The 21,499-nt window shown below is 66.6% G+C and carries 22 protein-coding genes and 1 pseudogene; 18 read left to right on the top strand and 5 right to left on the bottom strand.

Going from position 1 to position 21,499, the window contains the following annotated elements:
• Window positions 1-20 precede the first annotated feature (20 nt).
• The 5 genes from J2S59_RS17435 to J2S59_RS17415 are packed head-to-tail and all read left to right on the top strand — an operon-like array spanning window position 21 to window position 4,297.
• Window positions 21-740, top strand: a complete 720-nt coding sequence (locus J2S59_RS17435; RefSeq protein ID WP_181642269.1) for an ABC transporter permease — start codon at window positions 21-23, stop codon at window positions 738-740.
• Window positions 737-1,573 carry an ABC transporter permease gene (locus tag J2S59_RS17430; RefSeq protein WP_181642267.1) on the top strand — a complete coding sequence of 279 codons (837 nt, stop codon included), beginning with the start codon at window positions 737-739 and terminating at the stop codon, window positions 1,571-1,573. Before J2S59_RS17435 ends, J2S59_RS17430 begins: the two co-directional genes overlap by 4 nt.
• 55 nt (window positions 1,574-1,628) lie before the next feature.
• Window positions 1,629-2,618, top strand: coding sequence for an ABC transporter substrate-binding protein (locus tag J2S59_RS17425; protein ID WP_220138540.1), 990 nt, complete (start codon window positions 1,629-1,631; stop codon window positions 2,616-2,618).
• A gap of 52 nt (window positions 2,619-2,670) precedes the next feature.
• Complete coding sequence (locus tag J2S59_RS17420) at window positions 2,671-3,933, top strand: cytochrome P450 (protein WP_068122641.1); 1,263 nt, start codon at window positions 2,671-2,673, stop codon at window positions 3,931-3,933.
• 1 nt (window position 3,934) lies between these two features.
• On the top strand, window positions 3,935-4,297 hold the full coding sequence (locus tag J2S59_RS17415; RefSeq protein WP_068122632.1) for a non-heme iron oxygenase ferredoxin subunit: 363 nt from the start codon (window positions 3,935-3,937) through the stop codon (window positions 4,295-4,297).
• A 42-nt stretch (window positions 4,298-4,339) separates the two neighbouring features.
• Here the strand turns inward: J2S59_RS17415 and J2S59_RS17410 are convergent, their stop codons facing one another.
• Complete coding sequence (locus J2S59_RS17410) at window positions 4,340-4,726, bottom strand: acyl-CoA thioesterase (RefSeq protein WP_181642261.1); 387 nt, start codon at window positions 4,724-4,726, stop codon at window positions 4,340-4,342.
• 194 nt (window positions 4,727-4,920) lie between these two features.
• Here J2S59_RS17410 and J2S59_RS17405 point away from each other — a divergent pair, with 194 nt between their 5' ends.
• The 10 genes from J2S59_RS17405 (at window position 4,921) to J2S59_RS17360 (ending at window position 15,608) form a co-directional block, all read left to right on the top strand.
• Complete coding sequence (locus J2S59_RS17405) at window positions 4,921-6,063, top strand: MFS transporter (protein ID WP_306825343.1); 1,143 nt, start codon at window positions 4,921-4,923, stop codon at window positions 6,061-6,063.
• A 119-nt stretch (window positions 6,064-6,182) separates the two neighbouring features.
• The gene (locus J2S59_RS17400) at window positions 6,183-7,001 is read left to right on the top strand and encodes a PaaX family transcriptional regulator (RefSeq protein ID WP_181642259.1); all 819 of its coding nucleotides are present in this window, start codon (window positions 6,183-6,185) and stop codon (window positions 6,999-7,001) included.
• Between the two features lie 101 nt (window positions 7,002-7,102).
• The gene (locus J2S59_RS17395; protein WP_306825342.1) at window positions 7,103-7,567 is read left to right on the top strand and encodes a MaoC/PaaZ C-terminal domain-containing protein; all 465 of its coding nucleotides are present in this window, start codon (window positions 7,103-7,105) and stop codon (window positions 7,565-7,567) included.
• A complete protein-coding gene (gene fabG, locus J2S59_RS17390) occupies window positions 7,564-8,313 on the top strand; it encodes a 3-oxoacyl-ACP reductase FabG (RefSeq protein WP_306825341.1) in 750 nt (249 codons plus the stop codon). The genes J2S59_RS17395 and fabG overlap by 4 nt, the downstream gene beginning before the upstream one ends.
• Before the next feature lie 77 nt (window positions 8,314-8,390).
• Window positions 8,391-9,107, top strand: a complete 717-nt coding sequence (locus J2S59_RS17385) for an alpha/beta fold hydrolase (protein WP_306825340.1) — start codon at window positions 8,391-8,393, stop codon at window positions 9,105-9,107.
• Window positions 9,104-10,291, top strand: coding sequence for a thiolase family protein (locus tag J2S59_RS17380; protein ID WP_306825339.1), 1,188 nt, complete (start codon window positions 9,104-9,106; stop codon window positions 10,289-10,291). Before J2S59_RS17385 ends, J2S59_RS17380 begins: the two co-directional genes overlap by 4 nt.
• Complete coding sequence (locus tag J2S59_RS17375; protein WP_306825338.1) at window positions 10,284-11,888, top strand: bifunctional 3-(3-hydroxy-phenyl)propionate/3-hydroxycinnamic acid hydroxylase; 1,605 nt, start codon at window positions 10,284-10,286, stop codon at window positions 11,886-11,888. The genes J2S59_RS17380 and J2S59_RS17375 overlap by 8 nt, the downstream gene beginning before the upstream one ends.
• Window positions 11,885-13,615 carry an acetate--CoA ligase gene (locus J2S59_RS17370; RefSeq protein ID WP_306825337.1) on the top strand — a complete coding sequence of 577 codons (1,731 nt, stop codon included), beginning with the start codon at window positions 11,885-11,887 and terminating at the stop codon, window positions 13,613-13,615. The genes J2S59_RS17375 and J2S59_RS17370 overlap by 4 nt, the downstream gene beginning before the upstream one ends.
• Window positions 13,612-14,433, top strand: a complete 822-nt coding sequence (locus J2S59_RS17365; protein WP_068122044.1) for an enoyl-CoA hydratase/isomerase family protein — start codon at window positions 13,612-13,614, stop codon at window positions 14,431-14,433. Before J2S59_RS17370 ends, J2S59_RS17365 begins: the two co-directional genes overlap by 4 nt.
• On the top strand, window positions 14,433-15,608 hold the full coding sequence (locus J2S59_RS17360; RefSeq protein WP_068122041.1) for an acetyl-CoA C-acyltransferase: 1,176 nt from the start codon (window positions 14,433-14,435) through the stop codon (window positions 15,606-15,608). Before J2S59_RS17365 ends, J2S59_RS17360 begins: the two co-directional genes overlap by 1 nt.
• 354 nt (window positions 15,609-15,962) lie before the next feature.
• On the opposite strand, the pseudogene J2S59_RS17355 reads toward J2S59_RS17360, so the two are convergent.
• Window positions 15,963-16,554: pseudogene (locus J2S59_RS17355) on the bottom strand (IS256 family transposase); the annotation flags it as partial.
• Window positions 16,555-16,587: 33 nt separating this feature from the next.
• Here J2S59_RS17355 and J2S59_RS17350 point away from each other — a divergent pair.
• Entirely contained in the window at window positions 16,588-17,097 is a 510-nt protein-coding gene (locus tag J2S59_RS17350) for a transposase (RefSeq protein WP_306825336.1), read from the top strand.
• Window positions 16,980-17,633 (top strand): transposase, encoded by a 654-nt coding sequence (locus J2S59_RS17345; protein WP_306825467.1) that lies wholly within the window; start codon window positions 16,980-16,982, stop codon window positions 17,631-17,633. Before J2S59_RS17350 ends, J2S59_RS17345 begins: the two co-directional genes overlap by 118 nt.
• 159 nt (window positions 17,634-17,792) lie before the next feature.
• Here J2S59_RS17345 and dmpG read toward each other — a convergent pair whose 3' ends face one another.
• The 3 genes from dmpG to J2S59_RS17330 are packed head-to-tail and all read right to left on the bottom strand — an operon-like array spanning window position 17,793 to window position 20,568.
• On the bottom strand, window positions 17,793-18,803 hold the full coding sequence (gene dmpG, locus J2S59_RS17340) for a 4-hydroxy-2-oxovalerate aldolase (protein ID WP_068118289.1): 1,011 nt from the start codon (window positions 18,801-18,803) through the stop codon (window positions 17,793-17,795).
• Window positions 18,800-19,765: an acetaldehyde dehydrogenase (acetylating) gene (locus J2S59_RS17335; RefSeq protein ID WP_068118288.1), complete on the bottom strand. Its 966-nt coding sequence runs from the start codon at window positions 19,763-19,765 to the stop codon at window positions 18,800-18,802. The genes dmpG and J2S59_RS17335 overlap by 4 nt, the downstream gene beginning before the upstream one ends.
• Entirely contained in the window at window positions 19,762-20,568 is an 807-nt protein-coding gene (locus J2S59_RS17330) for a 2-keto-4-pentenoate hydratase (RefSeq protein WP_068118286.1), read from the bottom strand. The genes J2S59_RS17335 and J2S59_RS17330 overlap by 4 nt, the downstream gene beginning before the upstream one ends.
• Window positions 20,569-20,688: 120 nt before the next feature.
• Between J2S59_RS17330 and J2S59_RS17325 the strand changes: the two genes are divergently transcribed.
• Window positions 20,689-21,489 carry an IclR family transcriptional regulator gene (locus J2S59_RS17325; protein ID WP_220138335.1) on the top strand — a complete coding sequence of 267 codons (801 nt, stop codon included), beginning with the start codon at window positions 20,689-20,691 and terminating at the stop codon, window positions 21,487-21,489.
• Window positions 21,490-21,499: the final 10 nt, after the last annotated feature.

The raw sequence follows: 21,499 nt of genomic DNA, 5'->3' as shown, positions 1-21,499 counted from the left end.
TAACGAGGACGATTATGCTGGTGGCGATCTTCGTGGTCTATGAGGCGCTCGCGCGGACCGTACTTGATCCTTTTTCGTGGGTGCCTGCGACGACCACCCTGGTGCGGGCAGGGGAACTCGTGGCCGACCCGGTCTTTTTCCTCGACACGATCTGGAAGACCGTAAGCATCATACTCTTGAGCACCATTTTGGCGATCGTGTCGGGGCTTGTCATGGGGACGGTGCTTTGGCGCTTTCCTCGGGCCTATGCCACCGCAAACCCATACCTCACGCTCTACTACTCGATTCCGGCGTTCGCGTTCTATCCGGTGCTACTCAGTCTCGTCGGGGCGGGGCCCCTCTCGCTTATTCTGCTGGCGTCGCTGCTGGGCTTCGCCGCGATGACAGCGAACGTGGTGATCGGTTTGCGTAAGACGGCCCCGATTCATGTGCGGCTTGGGCGCTCGCTGCGCCTGGGTCAGTTCCGCATGCTGCGGCGGATCTACTTCCCCTCAGCGGTACCACAGATCCTCGTCGGGGTCAGGTTAGCGATCGCATACGCAATCATTGGGGTGGTAGGTGGAGAGTTCTTGACCGGGACAAGTGGCCTCGGCTACTACATCCAGTTTTCATACAACTCCTACCAGCTGGTCGAGACCTATGCGGGTATCACGATCGTCGTGGTCACGGCGCTGGTCCTCAACGGCCTTATGTATGCGTTATCGAAGGCGACTTTTGCGATGGAGACGGTGGGATCATGAGCCAGACACACTTGAGTCGGGCTGGTTCAGCTGGTCGGAGATTGCTGCCTCGTCGCAAGCGGCCGGCTTCTCTCGCGTGGGGCCATCTCGCGCTTGTCGCCGCACTGCTGATCGGCTGGCAGATCCTCTACGTCGTTGTGGGAGAGAATGTATTCGCGTCTCCGGCCGAGACAGGAACGGCGTTCGTCTCAAACCTGCCCGACTGGTATCCGGACCTTCGCAGCACCCTAACGGTGCTAGTCATCGCGATGATTGCGACCGCCGTGCTAGGGGTGCTCATCGGGTTTCTTGTCGGGCTCAGCGAGTTCTGGACCGAGGTACTGCGTCCGATCTTGCTCACGATCTATGCCATCCCAAAGATAGCCATCTACCCGATCTTCCTGTTGGTCTTCAAAATCGGGTTCTCGACGCTGGTTCTGTTTTCGATCTTCCATGGGATCATCCCCGTGATACTGCTGGTAATGGAGGGAACTCGAGGCATTCCGGCCATCCAGATTAAGCTGGCTCGTGTGTACAACTTGTCGTTCTTGCAGAAGTGTCGCTACATTCTTCTGCCGTCGCTCGCGCCTGTAGTCGCGGAGGCCGTAAGGATGGGTGCGAGCCTCACCTTCCTGGGCCTCGTAGTCGCTGAGATGTTCGGATCCAGCAGCGGCCTCGGGAACCGGCTGGTCGCTTACCTCAACCTCAACCAGACCGAGAACATCCTGTCGGTGTTCATCCTGATCTCGCTGGTGGGCATCGTTTTGTCGGTGCTGCTCCTGCATTGGGAACGCTCTGTGCAGCGTCGAAGCGGGCTCGTGCCCGATAGCGGGCTGGCGGGGCCCAAACCGTGACTTCCGCAGGGTCCGCGCATGTAAAGAGTCAACCTCGAACAAGGAGATGCTTCGTATGGGTCTGCCCATCGATCTGGCCTGCTGGAACTATGACCGTACTCGCGCGCTCGTCGACGGTCGCGTCGCTGTCGAGGGGGTGGATCTGAACTACATCGCTATGGAGATGCCGGAGAGCTTCCACCGAATGTTGCGGCACGCCGAGTTCCACGTGTCCGAGATGAGTTTCGCGTGGTACCTAGGTTCCGTCTTCGCCGAGCGCCGTCACATGGTGGCCATTCCGGTGTTTCCCTCGCGCATGTTCCGCCACTCGGGAATCTACGTGAATTCCAAGAGCGGCATAACTGATCCGGCCGATCTCGTGGGGAAGCGCATCGGTGTCCCGGAGTACCAGCAGACTGCGGGCGTGTGGATCCGTGGCATGCTGGCAGATGACTACGGGGTCCCGATCGACTCGGTGAGCTACCACCAGGGCGGGTTAACGGAGCCTGGTCGAGTCGAAAGCGCACTGAGGCGTCCTGAAGGCATCGAGCTAACGCCTATCGGGCCGCAGGACACGCTCTCGGACATGCTGGAACGCGGGGAGATCGACGCCCTCTACACCGCTCATGCGCCCGTCGGCTTCGAAGCCGGCTCGTCGCACGTCGAGCGGCTGTTTCCCGACTACCGGCGCGAGGAGCAGGCGTACTACCAGCGGACCGGAATCTTCCCGATCATGCACACCGTGGTGATCCGGATGGATGTACTCGAGGCACACCCGTGGTTGGCAAGGTCTCTTATGAAGGCTTTTGAGGAAGCTAAGGCGTACGCGTTGGCCGACCTGTTCGAGCCAGCGGCAGCCAAGTGCAGCCTGCCATGGCTGGTCGCGGAGGCGGAGGCGACTGAAGACGCGTTCGGGACCCGGGACTTCTGGCCGTACGGCGTGGAGCAGAACCGCCATGTGATCGAGACATTCGTTCGTTATACGCACGAGCAGGGGCTGGTCCCTGAGCGGCCCTCGGTCGAGGATCTGTTCCCGCGGTCGACCATGGACATCGCCCGCATCTGATTTTTCCAGCATCGCTGTCGTGAACGCAGAATACATCGAGGAGAGGCCCACCATGGATAACCAGAAGACGTGCCCTTACAGCGGCGCCGCCGTGTCTGACCCGGGGGAGATCCCGTCGTTGACCGGCTACCGGGAGGTCGAGGAGGTCTTCCGGTCGCCGAAGATGGCGCCGTTCCTCCACGACGGCACCGAGGAGTTCCGAGGGGGGACCGTTCGTCAGATCGACGGACCCGTGCATCGCACCAGGCGGCGGATGATGGGCCGTCTCCTGCGCGGCGAGGGCGACGTGCGTTTTCGCCGGGAGGTGTTGATGCCGACGATCGAGCGCAATCTCCAGCGGGTGCTGGAAGCGCCGACCGATGACCTGCCGTCCACCGACATGGTGCTGTTCACGCGAGTGGCCTTTTTCCAGCTGGTGTCGGCTCTGATAGGGCTCGACGGGGTGGACACCACCGAGGACGCCGAGGAACTGCGCCAGTTCGCTGAGCCGATCCAGGTGGCTATGCGCTCCTGGTACATGGGGGGTGACCGGACAGCGGTGATGGCCCGCGGCATCGAGGTCCGCGAGCAGTTCCGTGAGAAGTACTTCGAGCCTGCCCTTGAGCGGCGAGTGGCGCTGGTTCAGTCCGCGACGACGCCGGAGGACGAGGCGGCACTGCCAAACGACTTCCTCACCTTGGTCGCACGTGGCCTCGACCCGGACTGGACGGCCGACCAAGCGCTCGCGCTGAGGGAGGCCGTGACGGACTTCATCAACGCCGGCACCTTCTCCAGCTCCTTCACCCTGGTGCATGCGCTCGACGAGTGCCTCACCTGGGCTGAGGAGCACCCGGACGAGCGCGAACGCCTCCTCGACGAACAGTTCCTCGCTAAAGCGGTGGCCGAGGCGCTGCGGTTGCACCCGATCGTCCCGCTCTTCTACCGCACTGCGGTCGAGCCCGTGACCCTGGCCTCGGGTCGTGAGTTCCGGGCCGGTGAGCACGTGTGCATGGAGATCGGCCCGGCCAACCGCGATCCCGAGGTGTTCGGACCCGACGCCGACTCCTTCGTCCCGGGCCGGGAGGTCCCAACTGGCGTCTACCCCTACGGTGTCGCCTTCGGGATTGGCCGGCACATGTGCTTCGGCCAGCCCGTGATCCTCGGAAGCGATGGAGTCACTGGCAGCCACGTGCAGATCCTGAAGGCGTTGTTCTCGGCCGGCGTCCGCCGCGATCCCTCCCGCCCGCCGCGCATGAACGACCAGTTCGGACGCATGGACGCGCTCTGGGACGTCTACCCCATCCAGTTTGGATCCGGCAGCACCACGGGAGGCTGAGATGACGGCTCATCGCGTGCCGTCGGCCTCTGACCTGGCCCCCGGCCGACTACGTCGAGTCGAAGTCGCCGGACGGGCGATCTGCCTGGCGCGGACCCATGACGGTGGGCTGTTCGCCATCGACGACACCTGCACCCACGAGGAGGAGTCGCTTAGCGAGGGCGAGTTGATGGGGTGCGAACTGGAGTGCCCCTTTCACTTCGCGCGCTTCGACGTCAGGACCGGCGAGGTTGTGGCGTTGCCCGCCACGGAGCCGGTTCGAACATACCGAGTCGAGGTCGATGGTGACGATGTCCTGATCGAGGATTCCCACCTGCAGAGCACCGAGGGAGCAGCCGGGGAGACGGAGAGCGGTTCCTCGTGAGCAGGCCCGGGCCGCCCAGGTTCAGGCCCGGGCCGCCCAGGTTCAGGCCCGAACTCCCGCGCCAGTGCTGTGCGCCGCCGCCGCGATCCAGTCCGGGACCGGTTCCGACATCGCGCCGGAACCGTCCAGGACGGCCCAAACGTGGGTGACCTGGCCGGTGGCCACCGCCCGCCCCGCATGCTCAAAGTCGTGGCGAACGATATAGCTCGAACGACCGTGGCGCTCGACGCGGCTGCAGACATCAACGACGTCACCCAGGCCCACGGGCGAGAGGTAGGTGCACTGCGCATCCACAACCGGCGTACCTCGACCGTCCGCGAGAATCGCTGGCAACGGATGGCCCAAGTCGGCGAGGAGCCGCGAGTACGCCAAGTCCATCCACCGGAAGTAGCTGGCGAAGTGGATCTGAACGAGGTCCACGTCGATCATCCCGACCTCGAAGCGGGTCTTCGTAACATGGGCTTGGAGCAAGTTGACCTCCGGCAGTCGTGGCTATGGCCGGTTCGGGCCCGGCATCGCAGTTCAAATATAGTACATGTGACTCGACTGGCCAGTGAATCGTGAACGTCTCTACGGCCCCGGCTGGCTCGATCCGCAAGCGCGAGTTCCACATGCTGCTCCTGGTGGGGCTGGTGGCGATCAACCTGCGCAGCGTGATCGCAGCGCCCGCCCCGTTTCTCACTCAGATCCGCGGGGACCTCGGACTTTCTGAGGCCGCGATGGGGGCTCTGGTGTCCTTGCCTGTGCTGTGCTTCGCGCTCGCGGCGCCGTTGGCGGGCGTCTTGGTCAGGTTCGTCGGACCGAGGCGGGCCCTGCTGGCGGGGCTGATCCTGGTCGTGGCGGCGACGGCAGGTCGTCCGATGGGCTCGGTTGTGTTGTTCATGGTCGGCACGTTGCTCGTCGGGGTGGGCGTGACTGTGGGGAATGTCGTCATGCCGGCTCTGATCAAGCGCGACCTGCCGCACCGCGCGGCGGCCGGAACCTCCGTCTTCACCGCCGGGATGTGCGTCGGCGCCGCAGCGGCTGCGGGACTGACGCCGATGCTGGCGCAGGCCACGGGGTGGAGGGTGGCGCTGGCGTCGTGGGCATTGCCGGCTGCGCTTGCCGCGGCGGCCTCGATGCTGGTCCTGAGGTCGGCAGCGGGGGCGGAGCCGCCGGTGTCCGTGCCGCCACCGGCCCCGCACCGCCGACTCGCGACGCACCCGCTCGCTTGGGCGGTGGCAATCTTCCTCGGCGCGCAGTCGTGGTCGTACTTCTCGGTGACGACGTGGTTACCGACGTACCTCACCCAGCAGGCAGGGACCAGCGTGACCACGAGTGGTCTGGCGCTGTCGGTCTACCAGGTCCTCGGCATCGCGGGAAGCTTTGCGGTGGCGCCTCTCGTTCGTCGCTGGAGCAGTCAGATCCCGCTGACGGTAGGAGTGTCCCTGTGCTGGGCGGCGACCACGTTGGGGTTGGCTGCCGCCCCGGCGATGTGGCCGCTGTGGACGCTTCTCGGTGGGGTGACCCATGGCGCCGGAATCACCGTGGCGATGATCTTGGTCGTCCTGCGGGCCGAGTCGTCCCGATCCGTGGAGTCGCTGTCGAGCATGGCTCAGCTGATCGGCTATGGAATCGGGGCGGTCGGACCGTTCGCCGTGGGGGCTGTCCTTGGGATCACCGGCTCGTGGACGTGGTCTCTGTCACTTGTGATCGCGGCTGCCGTAGTGATGCTGCTGGCCGGGTTGGTCGCGGGGCGTGCTGTGACGGTAGAAGGTGCGCGTTAATTGAACATTTCAAGGCTGCTCAGGAGATCCTGGGACCCCCGTTTCTCTGTGGTGCCCCGTAAAGAAAAGGAAGCGTAACGATGGTCGCCGATCCGGATCCCATGCAAGGCGCAAACCAGATGCTCAAGCCCCAGGAGCTCATCGTGACGCTCGTCGGCGAGTACGTCGAGCCGGGTGCTGACGTGTGGTCGGGCGGCCTAGTTGGCGTGATGGAGGACCTGGGATTCTCCACGGCCGGTGCGCGGGTCGCGCTCAACCGGGTGGTGACACGGGGACTGTTCGGCACTGCCAGGCAGGGCCGGTACGTCTTCTACTCCGCCACCCCGCGCCTGAGTTCCCTGCTTGCCGAGGGACACCGGCAAACATTCTGGTTCCGCTACCCCGCCCGGGCTTGGGACGGTCAGTGGACGATGGTTTGGTACGCCATTCCCGAAGAGCATCTGCTGGCCCGGCGTCGACTCAGCCGCCGGCTCGGCTTCCTGGGGTTCGCTGCGCTGCACGACGGCACCTGGCTCGCGCCGTACGACCGGTCCGATGAGACGGGCGCGGTCGTCGACGAGCTCGGGGTCGGCGGCTACGTCGTGGTCTTCGTCGGCGACACGCCGGAGTGGCTGCCCAAGGCGGTGGTGCTAGCACACGCCTGGGACCTCGATGAGGTAGCCCGCCGCTACACCGCGGTGGTGGAGGAGTTCGGCCGCTACGCCACGGCACGTGGGCGGAACGGTCTGCCCCCCAGTGAGGCTTTCCGGATCCGCACCTTGCTCATCGAGGCTATGCGGCAGGTGGCGCCCCTCGATCCGAAGATCCCCGACTCAGAGCTCGACCGGACGTGTGGCCGCAGCCGGGCCATCGACCTCTTCGAGAAGGTCGATGCGGGCCTTCGCCCGGCGGCACAGGCGTACTTCACCAGCAAGGTAGATCCGCCCACCCGGAACTAATCGTGGGGGCTGCCGATCGGTGACAGGTCGTTTCGCGATCGTCGCGTCTCGTGATCGCCCAACAGTTGACTCATGAATTCAGTCGTATGTAATATGTGGGGGTGCCTCTCTACTACGACGATCTCGAGCCGGGACAGGTCTTCACGTTGCCGGCTAGGACGGTCACCGAGACAGATCTGGTCAACTTCGCGATGCTGTCTGGGGACTGGAACCCGATTCACACCGATCAGGAGTTCACCAAGGGGACCATTTACGGGCGCCCAGTCGTGTACGGCCTGTTCAGCGTCGTGATGATGACGGGCTTGCTCGACAGAAGCGGACTGTTCTCCGGGTCGGCGATGGCGATGCTCGACATCACCGACTGGCGGTTCGAGAAGCCGGTGTTTGTGGGGGACACGTTGCACGCGACGGTAGAGATCGCTGGTAAGAGGTTGACCAGCGGGGGGGACCGCGGGATCGTCGACCGGCTTTTCCGGATCATCAACCAGCGCGGCGAGGTGGTTCAGAGTGGCCACATCGGGTTGATGATCCGATGCGGACCTCAGTCGGCGGAGAACGTGTCATGAGCCTGCTGGCCGGCAAGGTCGCGCTCGTGACCGGCGCCGCGCAAGGGATCGGTCGGGCCACCGCCGAGTGCCTCGCAGACGCGGGCGCGAGGGTCCTGGTCGCGGACATCGACGGCGAGGAGGCCCAGGCCGCTGCCGACGTTATCAACGCGAAGCACGCAGCCGACACCGCCTTAGGGCTGGCCGTGGATGTCCGGTCCCAGGTCGATGCCGAAGCCGCTGTGGGTGCCGCCGTCGAGCAGTGGGGGAGCCTGGACGTCGTCGTCAATAACGCCGGCATTACCCGCGACGCCACCTTGCGCCACATGACCCTGGAGGCGTGGCAGGCTGTGTTCGAGGTCAATCTTCAAGGGATGATGTTGGTCACCCAGGCGGGTGCCGCTGTCATGCGCGAGCAGGGCAGCGGCTCGATTGTCAATATCTCGTCCATTTCCGGCAAGGTCGGCCTCGTCGGACAGACCAACTACTCGGCGGCCAAGGCCGGTGTCGTGGGGTTCACCAAGGCCGCCGCCAAGGAGCTCGCGCACCGTGGCGTTCGCGTCAATGCGGTCCAGCCCGGCCTTGTCGACACCCCAATGACGTCGGGGCTGCGCAATGACATTCTTCAGCAGAAGCTCGCCGAGGTTCCCCTCGGTCGCGCCGCTGACCCCCGCGAGGTCGCAACCGTCGTGCTGTTCCTCGCCAGCGATCTGTCCAGCTATATGACCGGTGCCGTACTCGAGGTCACCGGTGGGAGGTTCATGTGAGAGTCCCCAGTTCCGACATGACCCGTGCCGAGACGGCACGAGGCATGTCTTATGTCCGCCGGGGTTGTGGTCGACCGGTGTTGCTCCTGCACGGGTGGTGCCTCGACGGTTCGCTGTGGGCCTACGAGGAGGAGCTGCTCGTCAACGACCACGAGGTTGTGATCCCCGATCTGCCGGGCTTCGGTCGGTCAGATGCGGTGGCCGAGCCTTACGACATGGAGGCCCATGTCGGCGCGGTTGCCGCGCTGCTGGAAGAACTGGACCTGACTGACGTGCTGATTGTGGGCTTCGCCTTCGGGGCAGCCGTGGGGCTGAGTCTCGCGGCCCGGGAGGACTCTCGCATCGCCGGCATCGTGGCCGTCGGTGTCCCGAGCTCCACCGTGTTCCCGGCCGAGCGGATGGCAAGGTCCATGCGGCGCGACTGGCCGGACTTCGCTCGGCGGTCGGCGGCCGTGCTCTGTCGGCAGCCGCAGAGCGAGGCGACGTTGGCCTGGATTGAACGGACGTTTGGCGGCACGCCTTTGCGGTCGGCACTGCAGGGCGTCAGCGTGCTGGGAGAGTTCGCCCCCGAGCCGGTGTGTTCTGCAGTCGGCGTGCCGGTGCTGTTCGTGCACGGCGAGGATGACGATGTCATCGCTGTGGACGTCGCCCGTGCCTGCGCCAAGTCGGCCCCGCGAGGTGACCTCGAGGTGCTCCCTGACTGTGGTCATCTCGTCGTCCTGGACCAGCGGGGCCCGCTGCACGAGGCAGTGCTGCGCTTTGAGCGGAACCTCAACACGGCGGGTGCCCGATGAACGCGAGCGTGGCCGTTGTCGGCCTGGGCATGACCCGCTTCGGGCGGTTCCCTGACCGGTCGCTGAAGGATCTCGGGGGCGAGGCGGTGCGCGCGGCTCTGGCCGACGCGCACCTGGAGACTGAGGACATTGAGATGGCGTTCGTCGCCAACGCTATGGCCTCGATCATCACCGGTCAGGTCAGTGTCGTGGGCCAGACCGTGCTGCGGGCGAACGGGTTTTCCGGGATCCCTGTCTACAACATCGACAATGCCTGCGCAGGTTCGTCTAGCGCTCTCAACCTTGCGGTGCACGCCGTCCGTGCGGGCGCGGCGAAGACGGTGCTCGTGCTGGGCGTGGAGAAGCTGGTCGGCAGCAGCCGGGAGGCGACATACATGGCGCTGAACGGTGCTGCGGACATCGATTTCGTGGCCGGCGCTGGCATCGACGCCTCACGCGAGAGTGTGTTCGTATCGGCCGTCTATCCTCCGCGGCTACGAGCGTACGCCGACGCCCACGGGCTGTCGGGCGACGTGCTCGCCGCAATCGCGGTCAAGAACCGCCGGCACGCCAGCTTCAACCCGATGGCCCAGTACACCGACCCGGTGACCGTCGAGGACGTGCTGGCCTCCAAGGTCATCGCCGATCCGATCACCGCGTTCATGTGCGCTCCGATCAGCGACGGTGCCTCTGCCGTGGTTGTCACCTCGGCAGCTTCGGTGCGCCCGGAGCACAAGCCGGTGTGGATCCGCGGTTCCGTGGTGGGCATGGCCAGCGCGGAAGGACCGGGTGCGGCGATCCGCGAGGTGGCTACGCGGGCATATACGGAGGCGGGGATTACACCGGGAGAGGTCGATGTCGCCGAGGTTCATGACTCCGTCTCGTTCAACGAGCTCCTTGCCTATGAAGAGCTGGGGTTCTGCGAGCGGGGAACCGGTGATCGATTGGTCGCCGAGGAGGTCACGTCGCTCGGGGGCCGACTGCCGGTCAACACCAGCGGTGGCCTCGAGTCGCGAGGGCATCCCGTCGCCGCCACCGGGCTCGCGCAGGTGATCGAGCTGGGGCACCAGATTCGTGGCGAGGCAGGCGATCGACAGGTCCCAGATGTACGCATCGGCCTGGCGGAGAGTGCCGGCGGTTTCGCGGGCGGCGATACGGCCGCCGTCGCGGTGACCGTGCTCGGAAGCGACCCGAGCGATGACTGAACGCCCCCTTCTGGAGGAGACCGACATGAAATCAGAACAAAGTCCGGTCCTCGGACGGGGTCCTTCCGATCCAGGCCGTCTCTTCGACGTGGCCATCGTGGGGATGGGCCCGGTGGGCGCGATACTCGCCGGCCTACTGGGCCGCCGCGGGGTCGACGTGATCGTGCTGGAGCGCGACCTGGAGGTCTTTCCGCTTCCCCGCGCGGCGCACATCGATCACACCGGCCTGCGGGCGGTCCAGGAACTTGGATGCCTGGCAGAGTTGCTCCCTTCCACGATCCCCAACCCCGGGATCGAGTTCCTCGCCGCCGACGGTGACGTGTTGATGCGGCTCCCCGGCGACCAGCCGACATGGTCCGGAGTGCCGACGAGCGTGTACTTCCACCAACCCGGCTTCGACCGTGCGCTGCGAGCGGCCGTCACGGCGCTGCCCAACGTGGACGTCCACCTCGAGGCTGAGGTCGTGGACGTCGCGCAGCAGCTCGACTGGGTCACCCTTCGGGCAGCCAAGCGAGGGAACGGGTCCCCTGTCGAGGTCAACGCCCGTTACGTCGTCGGCTGCGACGGCGCCACCAGTCCCGTCCGCGAGATGCTCGACCTGGCACTCGAGGACCTGGGATTTCACGAGCAGTGGCTCGTCGTGGACCTCTTGCTGGGCGAGGACCACGCGGGCCTGCCTCCGCAGGCTGTGTACGTGTGTGACCCCGCGCGCCCGCACGTGATCATCCCGATGCCGGGTCGGCGGCACCGGATCGAGTTTATGCTCCTTCCCGGTGAGGAAGCGGCTACGATGCAGCGCCCCGAGCGTGTGGACGAGGTGCTGCGCAAGCTCATCGGTGACCAGCCGGTCACCGTCGAACGTGCGGCGGTGTACACCTTCCATGGCCTCATCGCACAGAGGTGGCGTTCTGGCCGGATCCTGCTCGCTGGGGACGCGGCGCACCAGATGCCGCCTTTTCTCGGGCAGGGCATGTGCTCGGGGTTCCGGGATGCCACCAACTTGGCATGGAAGCTACACCGAGTCCTCGAGGGCGCTCCCGAGGCGCTCCTCGACACCTATGAGACGGAGCGCAGCCCCCACGTACGAGAGGTTGTGAAGCGCGCCATCGACTACGGTGCCATCGTAGGCACGATCGACCCGCAGGCGGCGCAGGAGCGTGACGCCGCGATCCGATCGGATCACCGGTCACTGCTGTTCGGACTGCCCCCGCTGCTGCCGGGGCCACTGGTGCTGGAGGGCGGGGGCGGCCTGTTCGGTCAGCCTCCCGTTGCCGGCGTGCCCCTCGACGACGCGGTGGGCCAGCGGTTCCTCGTACTCGCCCGGGACGACACCGCTCTAGGCTCTACCGCGGCCTGGTGGAAGGAGGTCGTCGGCGCATGGGTTACAACGGTTGCAGACCTCCCGGACCCGGACCCCTCCCTGGTTGAATGGCTCGATGCCCAGGGAGCCGACGTGGCCATACTCCGGCCCGACCGCTACGTCCTCGGGGCGGCCCCGGGATCTCTCGACCAGTTCACCGCCCGGGTTCGCGATCTACTCGGAGGAGATGCGGAGCCAGACCAGGTGGCGACCACGAGCTCAAGGATGTCGCGATGAAAGACACCTACCCCGATTCCACCATCCCGGCACACTGCCTGGTGCCACCGGACGAACAGCCGGAGTACACCAGCTCGGACGATCCGCGCGTGGGCGATTGGTCCAGCACCGGATGGGCACTGAGCGATGCGCAGGTCGAGGCCGGTCATGGCGACGCGGTTGCGCTGGTCCACGCCGAGTCCGGACGCTCCTACAGTTATCGCGAGGTGGCCGACGTGAGCACCCGGCTCGCGGAGGGTCTTGTTCACCGCGGCGTGCAGACCGGCGACCGCATCGCCTTCCGGGGCCCGAACGTGCCCGAGCTCATCGTCGCCATGCTGGCCGCCTGGAAGGCCGGAGCGGTCGTCGTTCCGACGCCTGTGCAGTCGCGTCCAGACGAGCTGCGTTTCTTCGTCGAGGACACCGGCGCACGCCTGCTGGTGGTGGTCGGTGGTTCCGAGATCGCCGCTGGCGTCGCCGAGGCCGTCGCGGGGACCGATGTTGAGGAGGTCCTCGTGTTCGGCGAGACCCCGCTAAAGGACTCCTCCTACCGGGACCTGCGGTCGCTGAGTAAGGATGCGGACGCCGAGGGGGTGTCCCTGCCCCGGACCCCGAGCGACGGCGTTGCCGTCATCTGGCACACCGGAGGCACTACCGGTCAACCGAAGGGCTGTTACCACACTCACCGGCGGTTCCTGCTGGGCGGCTACGCTCTCGCGGAGGTCACCGGCGCCGGTCCCGGCCAGCGGTGGGCTGCTGCAGCACCAGCCGGCCACGCGCTCGGCTTCATCTACCACACCAACTTCACACTGCTGCACGGCGCAACCGCCGTGCTCATCGAAGAATTCCGAGACCCACGGCGAATCGTGGAGGCCATCAACGACTACGAGATCAACGTCTTCACCGCGATCACCGCCACGTGGGTCCGGATGGCAGACGTGCTCGACGAGAGGTCCATGGAGCTGCCCTCGTTGCACCGGGCATACGCGATGTGGCAGTCGGCGTCGGCAACGGACGTACGCCGCCGCTGGCTTGAACGTGGCCTTGAGCTGATCAACAACTACGGCAGCACCGCCTTCGCGACCTGGCCACTGACCCCACGACACGGTGAAGTCTTCCCGCCGGGTTCCCTCGGCCGCGCACTCCCCGGCTACGAGGTCAGAGTCGTGCGTCAGACCGAGGGCCGTGTCGAACCCATCGAGTCCGGGCCGGGGCAGATGGCGGTCCGGGGTCTCACCGGCCTGACCTACTGGAACCGCCCGGAGCTGCAACGCCGCGACGTCATCGACGGGTGGTCTCTGTGTGACGACCTGATCGAGTTCGACGACACCGGCAACGCGACATACCTGGGTCGCACCGACTACCTGATCAGCACCGCGGGCTACAAGGTCGCCCCGACGGAGGTAGAACTGACACTCGGAGACCATCCGGCCGTCCGTGAGGTCGCCGTCGTGGGTGCGCCAGACCCGCTACGGCAGGAGATCGTGGTGGCGTTCGTCTCGGTACAGGACGGGGTGACGGCCGACGACGCCCTCGCCTCAGAGCTGCAGTCCTTCGTCCGAGAGCGGCTGTCACCGTACAAGTACCCGCGACAGGTCCACTTCGTACCCGAGCTGCCACGTGACGCCGTTGGCAAGGTCCAAGGGAAGGTGCTCAAGACTTGGGCTTCCGGGACGGCCGACGCGGCGCCGATGCCGACCATGGAGGGCGCCACCTCCACCCCCAATCACCTGGGAGGAATTCGGTGAACACCGATACCACACCGCTGGAGGTCCACCGCGGGGATGGGTTCGAGCGGTGGACGCTGACGAACGCGCCGGTCAACGCACTGTCCCCGGACCTGCTGAACGCCCTTGATGCCCAGCTCAGTGCCACGCAAGCGGACGAGTCCGTGGCGGTCGTCGTGCTGAGCAGTGGGTTGTCGGTGTTCTCGGCCGGTGCCGACGCCACCTGGATGGCCGAACAGGCGCAACAGGTCGGGATCGATGGGCTCATTGAGGAGTTCGTCCGGACCATGGACCGGTTTCGGGCACTGTGTGAACGGATGCGGCGTAGCCAGGTGCTGTTCATCGCTGCCCTCAACGGACACACTCTGGCTGGTGGCTTGGAGCTGGCCGTGGCCTGCGATCTGCGGTACGCCGCCGACAACGACAGGATCAAGATCGGGGTGCCGGAGATGGATCTTTTCGGTGCCATGCCCAGCGGCGGCGGTGGTGTCCAGTTCCTCGCTCGGCTGCTGACGCCGAGCAGGGCGCTCCTTTTCGTGTTGGATGCGAAGCCGGTTTCTCCTCAAGAGGCGTACGCGATCGGGCTGGTGGACCGTATTGCGCATCCTGATGAGTTGCTTGCGGCCGCCGAGTCGTTCGCAGCGGCGGTGGCCGCCAAGGCGGGCCGAACGGGTGTGTCGGCGGCCAAGCGCGCGGTCCTGACCGGCGCTGAACTGCCGCTGTACGAAGCACTTGAGTTCGACCGGGCGCTGCACTGGGACGCCTTGCGCAGGGGCAACTTCGCTCGCGGGGTGCAGTCGTTTGTCGACCAGTTCGCCTCACGCGGAGACGGCCGCTGATGCACGCCCTACGCGACGCCGTAATCGTGGACGTTCTGCGTACTCCGGTGGGGCGTGCGCATAGGGGCGCCTTGAAGGACATGCGTCCCGACGACCTCGCCGCAGGAGTTTTGCGCGATCTACTCGACCGGCACCCGGAGGTGAATGACGCCGACGTCGCGGACGTCATCACAGGTTGCGGCTTTCCCTGGGGCGAGCAGGGATACAACGTCGGCCGGAACATCGCCCTTCTGGCCGGCCTGCCTCACAGTGTGCCGGGGCAGACTGTCACGAGGCTATGTGGCTCGTCCCTGCAGGCGTTGCGCGGTGCGGGCCATGCTGTTGCAGTAGGTGAAAGTGAGGTGATCGCAGTCGTGGGGGTTGAGTCCGTCTCCCGGGTGGGACACGGTCACCACCTCGCTCAGCGGCACCCGCTGCTCGATCCCGACGCCGACGGTGAGACGGTCGGTGCGGTCTTCACGCCGATGGGGGTCACGGCCGAGAACGTCGCCGATGACTACGCTGTCAGCCGGGAGGAGATGGACCGTTTCGCCCAGCGCTCCCAGGAGCGCGCGGTCGCGGCGCAGGCCGGAGGATTCACCGACCGCGAAATTACGCCAGTAACGACTCCCGACGGGAGCGTGGTCGGAGCGGACGAGGGCCCGCGATCCAACTCGAGCCTCGACTCCCTAGCCCAGCTCCAAGCGATCTTCCGTGAAGGCGGGCGGGTCACCGCAGGCAACTCATGCCCGCTCAATGACGGCGCTGCGGCCGCGCTGGTCATGGAAGCTGGGCGGGCCAGCGAACTCGGCTTAGCGCCCCGCGCCCGAATCCTTGGCTCGGCCGTTTCTGCCGTTGATCCGTCCCGCATGGGTATCGGTCCCATCGAGGCGATCCGTCAGTTGTTGAGAGACGCCGGGCTGACCATGGCCGACATCGACGTGTTTGAGATCAACGAGGCCTTCGCGGCACAAGTCATCCCGGTCTGCCGCGAGGTCGGGATCGACCCGTTCGACGACCGCGTGAATCCCTTCGGTGGCGCCATCGCCCTCGGCCACCCGTTCGGGATGACCGGCTTAAGGATCCTGTCGACGATGCTGAACGCGTTGGAGTCGGTCGACGGCACGCTCGCCATCGAGTCGATGTGCGTTGGCGGCGGACAAGGACAGGCGATGCTCCTCGAACGCCTCGGATGAGTCGCGAGCACGTCTCAGCCTACGGTTGACCGACGTTGGCTCCGGGCGTTCGGGGACAGAAAGAGGGGCTGTGGCACGGATGGACGTCCTGGCGATGGGAGGTGTGATGGCCGGCGCCGCCGGTTCCCCCGCCTGCAGAGACGCGATCGCCAATGTCGCTGCGGCGGCGTTGTTCTCCTTCGGCCTGGCGGTCGGGAGCGCCGTACCCCTGCGTGCCGTAGATGTCGGGTATGGCGTCGGCGAGGTTGGCCTCCTCCTCGCGGCCTCGGCGATCTCCCAGATGGTGGTGAGGTTGTTCACCAGCGGGCTGATGCGCAAGCTTTCCGAGAGAGTCCTCCTCGCTGGCGCAGTCCCGTTCTTGATGCCGTCCATGTCGACGCCGACGGCGATGTGCGCGGCCTTGTTGATGACGTGCGCGCCGTCGCGGACCTTGACGACCAGCGCGTCGAGGTAGATCACCGGGTACAGCGACTCCAGCGGCCTGCGTTGCCAGGCCAAGATCTCCTCGTCGATCTCGTCGGTGATCTTGCTGATCGTCTCGTGCGAGAGCTCGGTGCCGATCGTCGTGGCGAGGTGGTGCTGGATGTCGCGGAGCGTCATCCCGCCCGCGTAGAGGCTGATGATCATCTCGTCGAGTCCACCGAGGCGGCGTGAGCCCTTCGGGACCAGCCGCGGAATGAACGTCCGGTCCCGATCCCGCGGGACGTCCAACGGCACCTCGCCGACCTGGGAGGCCAGCGTCTTCGACGTGGCGCCGTTGCGGGAGTTGGCGAACAGCGACGCCTCGGCCGAGCCCTTCTCGTAGCCCAGATGGTCACTCAGCTCGGCTTGCAGACCACGTTCGAGAGCGGCCTTGATCAGACCGGGGATGAAGCCGCCGTCCCCGGTCAGTTCCAGATCGCCCGATCCGGGCGAAGATGTCGTCCAAGGCCCCGGAAGCCGCCATCTCGGCAGCGACGTCAGAGCCACGACGACCAGATTGTTCCTCGGTCACGAGATCCATCATGTTCCTTTCAGATGGACCGATCCCTCACACAGAAAATCTGACACCTCCTATCACAAGGGACACCGATATCTCACCGTGGTCGCCGACCACGACCGCGAGGGCGCGGTGATCTGGGCGGGTGAAGGCAAGAAGGCCGCCACCCTCGAGCAGTTCTACGACCAGCTCGGCGAGACCAGATTCGCTCAACTGCAGGCCGTGAGCATGGATCTGGGTGCGGCGTTCAAGAAGGCCACCGACACCAAGACACCCCAAGCCCGCCAGTGCGCGGACCCCTTCCACGTCGTCGCGCTCGCCAACGAGGCATCAACAAGGCCCGCCGCTGGGTTTGGAGCATCGAGCGGGACAAGGCCAGGCAGGACGCCATTCTGGCCAGTCCGAAACGCCGCGGCAGACCACCGGGGGGCAGTCCACCACCTGCCCGGAACCAGGCCCGGTGGGTCAAACACACCCGATGGGCGCTGCTCAAGGATCCCGACGCGCTGAAACCCAAGCAGCTCGACGTGCTCGATGAACTACGACGCAGCGGCTCGGTGCTCTACCGCTGCTGGCAACTCAAGGAAGGGCTGCGCGACCTCTACCGGCTCGCCGCCCCACCGACGCTCCCATGCATCTGGACTGGTGGCTGGCCTGAGCCTGCCTGCCGGTCCCGCATCCCAGCATTCGTGACCCTGTCCAAGACCGTGCGCGCCAACCGCGAACGGGTCCTGGCCGCGGTCGAACTGGGGCTATCGAACTCCAAGCTCGAGGGCCTGAACTCGAAGATCCGGTTGATCAACCACCGCGGCTACGGCCACCACAGCGCCGCCGCACTCATCGCGATGATCTACCTCTGCTTCGGCGAACTCACCATCCAGCTACCACGAAAAGGTGAGGAGGACCCCAACTGGTGCTGGTCATCGGCGCGTCGGGCGGTCTCGGAACCTACGCCGTACAGCTGGCCAAGCTTAGTTCGCGCCCTTCTCGATGAGGTGCTCGATGTAGACGAGGAGGCGACGGACGTTGACGCACTTCCATCCTGACGGGGCGCCTGGTGGGTGCGCCGTAGTGGCGGGATCCGGCGAGTTGCCTTGGCAGTTGTCACGCGGGACAAGCGCAAGCTCAGCTGTCATGTCGGCGGCGCCGCGTAGGTTCACGGCATGACCGAACGTGAGGACTAAGGCCTGTTCGGCGTCGTTGGATCAGCTCTGGCCGGCGAGGGTGAGAGCGATGTCGTAGATCATGTCCTCCTGCCCACCGACCAGGCTCCGCTTCCCGCACTCGACCAGCAGGTCGCGCACGTCTACGCCGTACCGCTGGGACGCGACCTCGGCGTGCCTGAGGAACGACGAGTACACGCCGGCGTAGCCGAGGGTGAGGGTCTCACGGTCGACGCGCACGGGCCGGTCCTGGAGCGGGCGGACGATGTCGTCGGCGGCGTCCTGGAGCTTGAACAGGTCGCAGCCGTGCTTGAAGTCCATCAGATCAGCGACGGCGATGAACGGCTCGATGGGGCAGTTCCCCGCCCCGGCACCGTGGCCGGCCAACGAGGCGTCGACGCGGTAGACCCCGTTCTCTACGGCCACGACGCTGTTGGCGACCGACAGTGAGAGGTTCTCGTGGGCGTGGATGCCGATCTCGGTCTCCGGGTCAAGGACGTCGCGGTAGGCCTTCACCCGGGCGACGACGTCGTTCATGCTCAGCCGGCCACCGGAGTCGGTCACGTAGACGGCGTGTGCGCCATAGGACTCCATGAGCTTGGCCTGCTGGGCAAGCTCGTCCGGGGGTGCCATGTGGGACAGCATCAGGAACCCGGAGACGTCCATGCCGAGCTCACGCGCGGCGGCGATGTGCTGAGCCGACACGTCGGCCTCGGTGCAGTGGGTGGCGATGCGGACGGAGCGGACGCCGAGGTCGTAGGCGTGCTCGAGCTCTTGGATGGTGCCGACGCCGGGCAGGAGCAGCGTGGTGAGGCGCGCCTTGGTCAGCACGGAGGCGGCGGCCTCGATCCACTCCCAATCGGTGTGGCTGCCCGGACCGTAGTTGACCGACGAGCCGGCGAGGCCGTCGCCGTGAGCGACCTCGATGGCGTCCACGCCGGCGTCGTCGAGTGCGATAACGATGCGCTGGACGTCGTCGGTGCTGATGCGGTGCCGGACGGCATGCATGCCGTCGCGGAGGGTGACGTCCTGGACGTAGATGGGGGTGCTCACGCGTGAGCCTCCTGGGCCATGGTGGTGTCAGTCGCGGAGGCCGCGATGCGCTCGGCCATCTGGAGGGCGGCCGAGGTCATGATGTCGAGGTTGCCGGCGTACGCGGGTAGATAGTGGGCGGCTCCCTCGACCTCGAGGAAGACCGAGACCTGGTGGGTGGGCCGCTCGGCGCCGGGTTCGAGAAGCGTGTGGACCGGCTGGTCGTCCGGGACGGGCATGACCTGGACCTTCTGCTTGAGGCGGTAGCCGGGCACGTAGGCCGCGACGTCGGCGACCATCTTCTCCACCGAGGCGACGATCTGCTCGTGGGTGTCGGGGTCACGCGCACTGACGAGCGCGAACACGGTGTCGCGCATCAGCAGCGGCGGGTCGGCGGGGTTGAGGATGATGATGGCCTTGCCGCGCTGCGCGCCACCGACCTGCGTGATGGCGGCCGAGGTGGTCTCGGTGAACTCGTCGATGTTCGCGCGCGTCCCCGGGCCGGCGCTGAGGCTTGCGATGCTGGCGACGATCTCCGCGTAGGCGACCGGGACGACCTGTGTGATGGCGGCGACGACCGGGATGGTGGCCTGGCCGCCGCAGGTGACCATGTTGACGTTGGGTGCGTCCAGGTGCTCGTCGAGGTTGACCGCAGGGATGACGTACGGGCCGACGGCGGCCGGAGTGAGGTCGATGAGGCGCTTCCCGAACGGCGCGAGTTTCGCTGCGTTGGCTTTGTGGGCCTTCGCGGAGGTCGCGTCGAAGACGATGTCGATGTCGTCGAAGTCCGACAGCGCGATGAGCCCGTCGACGCCCTCGTGGGTAGTCTGCACGCCCATCCGCTTCGCCCGGGCGAGGCCGTCGGAGTCGGGGTCGATGCCGACCATCGCGCCCATCTCCAGGTGCTTGGCACCGCGCAGGACCTTGATCATCAGGTCCGTGCCGATGTTGCCGGAGCCGATGACGGCGACCTTGGTCTTCATGCGAGTGTTCCTTCCTCGAACGTGACGGACACCGAGCCGAGCCCGGCGATGGTGGCCTCGAAGGTGTCGCCGCCGGTGACGGCGACCATCGGGCCGAGGGCGCCCGAGAGCACGACCTGCCCGGCGCGCAAGGGGTCGCCGAGGTCGCGGGCGGTGCGTGCCAGCCACACGAGCGCGTTGACCGGGTCACCGAGGCAGGCGGCGCCGTTGCCGGTCGAGACGACCGCCCCGTCACGAGTCATCGTCATCTCGACGTCAACGGGCTCGACTTCGGCGAGTGTCCGCGACCCCGCTCCGAGGACGTAGCGGGCACTTGACCCGTTGTCGGCGACCGTGTCGGCGAAGGTGATGTCCCAGTCGGCGATCCGGCTGTCGACGATCTCGAGCGCCGGGACGACCTGCGCGACGGCGGCCCGCACCTGGGCGTGGTCGAGGGCGCCCTCGGCGAGGTCCGCGCCGAGCACGAACGCGACCTCGGCCTCGATGCGGGGCTGCAGCAGGTCAGCGACCGGCACAGTGGCACCGTCCGCGTCGCCCATGTCGTCGAGCAGCACACCGAAGTCTGGTTGGTCGACGCCGAGCTGCGCCTGCACAGCCGGAGACGTCAGCCCCACCTTGCGACCGACGACGACGGCGCCGGAAGCAACGCGAGAAGCGATACCAGCGCGCTGCACGGCATACGCCGCCTTGGCGTCTGCCGCGATCAGGTCGCGCACCGGGGTGCAAGGTGTGCGGGTCTGCTGGGCGAGGCTCAGGCGCCTGGACGCCTCGGCTACTGAAGAACGCTCGTGAACGGTAGTCATGCCACCCACTCTGCCCAGCCGAGGGTCCGGGGCCGTACTAGCTGGTTCCGGTCACCGGAACGCACTTGTGGGGTCGTTTCGGCCGCGCACGGTGTTTCCACTCAGCGGTACGGTGGGGACGTGGCACGACCAGAAGGCGGGTCCGACGAACAGGCGGGAAGCGCCGCACCCGACGCCTTGGACACAGTGCTCGGTAAGGCGGTCGCGGTTCTCCGGGCGTTCCGGATCGACGACCGCTACCTGCCCCTCGCGGAGCTCGTGCGCCGCACTGGCCTGCCGAAGGGAACGATCCACCGGGTCGCGGGCGACCTAGTGGCGCACCGACTGCTCGACAAGACGCCATACGGCTACCGCCTCGCCGGCGGACTCTTCGAGCTCGGCATGCGCGCGGCGACCGAGCGCACCCTGATCGAGGTCGCGATGCCCTACCTCCAGGATCTCTATGAGCGCACCCACGAGACGGTGCACCTCGGGGTCCGGGAGGGCACCGAGGTCGTGTACGTCGCCAAGATCGGTGGCCACCGCCAGGCCCGGAGCCCCTCGCGCACGGGCGGACGGATGCCGATGCACTGCACGGCGATCGGCAAGGCACTGCTGGCACACGCCGACCCGGAGGTCCGGGCGGCGGTGCTCAACGGCCCGCTCGAGCGCCACACACCGCGCACCCTGGTCGCCCCAGGGCTGCTGGCCCGTCAGCTTGACCAGGTCCTGGAAGGCGGGGTCGCGTACGAGCGGGAGGAGTCGACCGCGGGCCTGCTGTGCGTCGCCGCGCCGGTCCTCGACACCGACGGGACCACCGCTCTCGCAGCGATCAGCGTGACGGGGCGGGTGGGCCGGTTCCGCCCCGAGTCCCACGAGAACGCGGTCCGTGCCAGCGCTGCCGCCCTGGGCAGGATGCTGACACGGCGCCACCGGACCTAGTGGTGTGTCG

It is taken from the genome of Nocardioides massiliensis (assembly GCF_030811215.1).
Taxonomy (GTDB): Bacteria; Actinomycetota; Actinomycetes; order Propionibacteriales; family Nocardioidaceae; genus Nocardioides_A; species Nocardioides_A massiliensis.
Note: the sequence above shows the minus strand (reverse complement) of the source record. Positions and strands in the feature narration are given on the sequence as shown.